General features: G+C 26.4%; 7 protein-coding genes. All 7 read left to right on the top strand.

The genetic code is table 4. The annotated features are described in order from the left end of the window. Nucleotides 1–155 precede the first annotated feature (155 nt). The gene (locus BST80_RS04065) at nt 156–506 is read left to right on the top strand and encodes a hypothetical protein (RefSeq protein WP_415746081.1); all 351 of its coding nucleotides are present in this window, start codon (nt 156–158) and stop codon (nt 504–506) included. A 49-nt stretch (nt 507–555) separates the two neighbouring features. Next, on the top strand, nt 556–1242 hold the full coding sequence (locus tag BST80_RS04060) for a GDSL-type esterase/lipase family protein (protein ID WP_415746080.1): 687 nt from the start codon (nt 556–558) through the stop codon (nt 1240–1242). 37 nt (nt 1243–1279) lie between these two features. Next, the gene (gene coaE, locus BST80_RS04055) at nt 1280–1855 is read left to right on the top strand and encodes a dephospho-CoA kinase (RefSeq protein WP_415746079.1); all 576 of its coding nucleotides are present in this window, start codon (nt 1280–1282) and stop codon (nt 1853–1855) included. Then, nucleotides 1855–2574, top strand: a complete 720-nt coding sequence (locus BST80_RS04050; protein WP_415746078.1) for an RsmE family RNA methyltransferase — start codon at nt 1855–1857, stop codon at nt 2572–2574. Before coaE ends, BST80_RS04050 begins: the two co-directional genes overlap by 1 nt. A gap of 12 nt (nt 2575–2586) precedes the next feature. Further along, on the top strand, nt 2587–3156 hold the full coding sequence (locus BST80_RS04045; protein WP_415746077.1) for a hypothetical protein: 570 nt from the start codon (nt 2587–2589) through the stop codon (nt 3154–3156). Between the two features lie 42 nt (nt 3157–3198). After that, nucleotides 3199–3786 (top strand): lipoprotein, encoded by a 588-nt coding sequence (locus tag BST80_RS04040; RefSeq protein ID WP_415746076.1) that lies wholly within the window; start codon nt 3199–3201, stop codon nt 3784–3786. Between the two features lie 122 nt (nt 3787–3908). After that, nucleotides 3909–4829 (top strand): Gfo/Idh/MocA family protein, encoded by a 921-nt coding sequence (locus BST80_RS04035; protein ID WP_415746075.1) that lies wholly within the window; start codon nt 3909–3911, stop codon nt 4827–4829. The last annotated feature ends 6 nt before the right edge of the window (nt 4830–4835 follow it).

Raw genomic sequence — 4835 nt, 5'->3', positions numbered from 1 at the left:
TAGATTCCTATAATTTCTATTTTAAATATATTTTATAGGAATTTTAAAATAACTAGGTTATGCANGAAGTCTAATATATNTGAGTGCACTTTCAGTTTGAATTGCATTATTTAATAGAAAATTATAAAATTAAAAAAGAAAAAAGCGAAAAAACAGTGAAACAATCAACAGGCCTTATTTTTATAAAAGTTATTTTATTTTTGTTATTATCTCCAATTTTATATTTTTGATATCTATTATCATGACCATTAGCTTATTTTTTTACTCGCTTTTGTTCATCAAGTGAGTTTACAGCGCAATTACAAAATAATAATAACAATGAATGACTAAATATTATTGTAATTATTTTGTTATGAATTTTTTGTTTATTTATTATTGCATTTTTATTTTATTCTTTATCGCAATACTTACGAATTTATCAAACATTGCCTAATGCATTACGTGGTTTATTTGGTTTAGCATGGATTATTTTATTTTTTCAGAAAGTTTTAAAAATTAAATCTTAATTATAATGAAGTAAGATAAAATAATGGTATAACAGAGAGGAAGGTTTGGATGAAAAAGAAAATTGCAATTTTAGGAGATTCACTAACTTTTGGTTATTTACCGATGGGAACTGGCAAAATGGCAGATGCTGATAATTGACCAGTAAAATTAGAAAATTTATTAACAAAATATTATCAAACAGGAGAAATTGAAATTCAAACTGATGCCCAACAAGGACGAACAATTATTAAGCCATTAATTGATTTTGGTTTTCCCCAAGATAATGGAATGGACAATTTATCAGTTTTATATCAAAAAACACATCCAATTGATTTATTCATGATTTTTTTAGGAACAAATGATTATTTTGGTTATGATGCTTATGCAAAATTAAAAGAAATCCCAGATTATCCAATTGAAACAAAAATTGTTGATTCATTAGGGGAATTGATTAATAAAATGAAAGTATTGCATAAAGATAATAAAGAAGAAGTGAATTATCATGTTTTAGTAGTTTGCCCACCAAAAGTATTAACATTGCATGATGGTGAATTGTTGACATCCTTACCAGAAGCTTATCAAAAATATTGTGCAAAATTAAATATTCCTGTTGTTAATTTACAATTATCAGCAAATCCACATCCCGAAGATCAAAATGAATATGATGGTATTCATTATACACCAATGGAAACAATGCCTGTCGCCCAAACCATTTTTGATGTTATTGTTGCAGAAAATTTATTAAATTTAAATTAATTTTAGTAACAAGCAATTAGAAAGGAATTAAACATAAATGATTATTGGTGTTTATGGTTATATTGGAGCAGGAAAAACAAGTGCCTGTGAATACTTACAAAATAAATATAATTTCACTTATTTAAATGCGGATAAAATTGCAAAAGAAATTATGCAAGAGCCAATCGTTTTGCTTTTTTTAGAGCAAACTTTTCCGGGAATAATTATTAATGGTGTTCTTAATCGTGAGAGTTTACGAACAATTATTTTTACTAATCCTCTTGCTAACAATAAGTTGAATAATTATTTATGACCAAAAGTTAATCAACAAATTATTACAATTATTAATAATAATCCAAACCAAAAATTTTTAATTGAAGCAATTGGTTTAAGCACATTAGCATTTTCTTTTACAGCAAAAATATTTATTACTGCTAGTAAAAAGAACATTATTACGCGAATTAATGCTCGTGATCAACAATCATCAGAACAAATAGAACAGTTATTAAAAATTCAAGCAACTTTTTTTAAACAGATAAAACCCGATTATAAAGTAACCACTAACAAATCACTGCCAGAACTGTACCAAGAATTAGATAAGATAATGGAAGACATATTAGGAGATGAACAATAATGCACCGTTTTGTTGCCAATCAATTAGAAAATAATTACTTTATTTTAGCTGAAGATGATGTTAAACAAATTAAACAAGTTTTGCGTTTAAGAGACCAAACACAAATTATTTGCATTTATAATGGTGAACATTATTTAACGATATTAGAAGTACAAGCACCACAAAAGTATTTATTTAAATTAATTAAAAAATTACAACAAAATCATGAAAGTCCAATTAAAGTAAGATTAATTGCAGGTCTAATTCGGAATGCAAAATGAGATTATTTATTACAAAAAGCAACAGAATTAGGAGTTAATGAAATCATTCCCTTTCAGTTTAGTCGTTGTGTGGTACAATTAAAATGTGAATATAATTTTAAAAAGATTGAACGTTGAACAAAAATTTGTAAGGAAGCAGCAGAACAATCTTACCGTAATCAAGTACCGTTCGTACATGATGTTGAAAGTGATTTAAAAGTGTTACAACAATATCAAAGTGATGTTAATCTTGTTTGCTATGAAAACGTTGCAGAAACATTATCAATAAAACAGTTTTTACAACAAGATTTTAAAACAATTACAGTTGTAATTGGCCCTGAAGGTGGATTTACTCCACATGAAATTGCGGTTTTATCTTCATATCAATATTACCCCGTTTCATTAGGGCAACGAATTTTACGAGCTGAAACAGCACCAGTTGCACTTTTAGCAATGATTATGTATGAAAAAGAATTATAGGAGAGGGCAAAGATGACAAAAGTAGTATCGATTAAAGCACTAGTTAGTGTTGCAAATATAATATTATATACAGCTTTAGTACTAATTTTTCTAATTTTAGGATTACAAAAATGAGATATTGCAGCAGTAACTGGCTACAAAATTGGCTATGTTTTAATTGGTTTTGTTATTATTATTTTTATTATTTATCATTTAGTTCGTATTCATGAGTTAAAAAAGACACCATTTCAATTATTACGTAAACATATTATTTTTATGCAAATTTTTTATATTGGTCAATATTTGATTTTTGTGATTAGTTTATTTTTTTTAATTTTAGCTAATACAAAAGTTTTAAATCCAGCCCAAATTTGTATTTTTTGATATGTATGATTTCCAACAGTCTTTGTTGGTACAATTGCTTGTTCAATCTTGGAATCAATTGTTCGTGTTGAAGAACGAATTTTTATTGTTAAAAAAAATTGACAAAATTTAGAACAATGAGCAAAAGAACAGGAAAAAAATAATACTGTTTTAACAAATGAGCAGCAAGCAAAAAAGAGCAAAAATCCTTTCTTTGATGATGATAAAAATAATAATTAGTTTATAATTAAAAAAGAGAAATTAATAACGGAAAATGAAAAAATGAAAAAAATATTAAGTTTATTAGGAGCAATAATGATTGGGACTACTATTGGATCAAATGTTGTTGCATGTATGCCTCCAAGAAATGGTGGCAACAATAATAATATTGTTGGGGACAAATTAGACTTGAATTCATTTTCTTATGATAAAATTATTGCCAAAAAATTTAGTTTAAAAAAAGATAATGCAATTGTTAATGATGAAATTAATTTAACTTCAGCAATTACAAAAGGAATTCAAAATTTATCTCCAGTATATTTGCCTTGAGATGAAGTTAATATTACGGTTAACTTTTTAAATGATAAATTTACTTTTAATCAAGTTTATGTCAAAACGGAAACAAAACCAGATGCAAAATCAGTAAAAGGTTCAGTAATGTGAGGAAATTTAGAAACAAAATCTTATGTTGATCTTCGTCCAGATTTAAAAAATTGATTATCATTAGCATCACCAACATTAGAAGTTAAAGATCCAAGTGAATTAGATGCTGTTGCTACTAAGACATTAGGTGGCCCAGCCTTTAACCAAAGTAATTTGGATGGTCTTGGCTTACAAGGAACATATCAGAAGAACAAAAACGTTATATAGTTTCAGTTAAAAGCGGTCAAAGTAACTTTTTCCAAACAAGTGAAATTATTTTTAATGTTGATATGAAATAACTAATTTACCAACACTTAACAAAAATGAAAAGTACATAGTGAGGTGCTTTTATGTTAAAGATTGGAACCATTGGTACAGGCAATATTGTGAGTGAATTTATTGATGCTTGTCGTGATGTACAAGGAGTTAAAATTACTTCCCTTTATTCACGTAGTTTAGAAAAAGCTAAATTTTTTGCTTCAAAAAATAATTTATTAGTCCATATTGTAGATAATTTTGAAGATATGTTAGATTATATTGATATTATTTATATTGCTTCACCAAATGGTTTGCATTATCAACAAGCAAATTATTTTTTGCAACAACAAAAGCATGTTTTAGTTGAAAAACCGGCAACTTTTTTTGCACATGAATTAATTGAATTAAAACAAATAGCAGAAATTAATAATGTTTTTTTGATGGAAGCTTTTAAACTCTTACATTTGCCAGCTTATCAAATTTTACAAACAAATGTTAATAAAATTAAACCTTTTTTAGCTTGTTTTCATTGCAACCAGTATTCAAGTCGAATGAAAGAAGTTTTATTAGACCAATATAACTCTGTTTTTGATGAAACTTTAGGAAAAGGTTCTTTATATGATATGTTAATTTATCCTGTTGAATTAGCAGTTGCTTTATTTGGACCAGTCAAAGATGTTAAAGCAATGAGTCATAAGTTAAAGAATGGTGTTGATATTAATAATGCTGTTCTTTTACAACATAGTAATAATATTTTAACTAGTATTGTTTGTTCAAAAGCATCGACAGGCATTAGTCCTAGTGAATTTTTAAGTTATGATACTACAATTAATGTTACTAATCTAACAAAATTAGAAGCAATTACAAAATATAATCGCCTTACAAATCAAACAACAGTTTTACCATTAGGATCAGAACATAATAATAAAATGTACTATGAATTACAGTATTTTATTAATATAATTAATATAATAGACTTCTTGCATAACCTAGTTATTTTAAAATTCCTATAAAATATA

It is taken from the genome of Spiroplasma sp. Moj (assembly GCF_016082285.1).
GTDB classification, from domain to species: Bacteria; Bacillota_I; Bacilli_A; order Mycoplasmatales; family Mycoplasmataceae; genus Spiroplasma; species Spiroplasma phoeniceum.
Note: the sequence above shows the minus strand (reverse complement) of the source record. Positions and strands in the feature narration are given on the sequence as shown.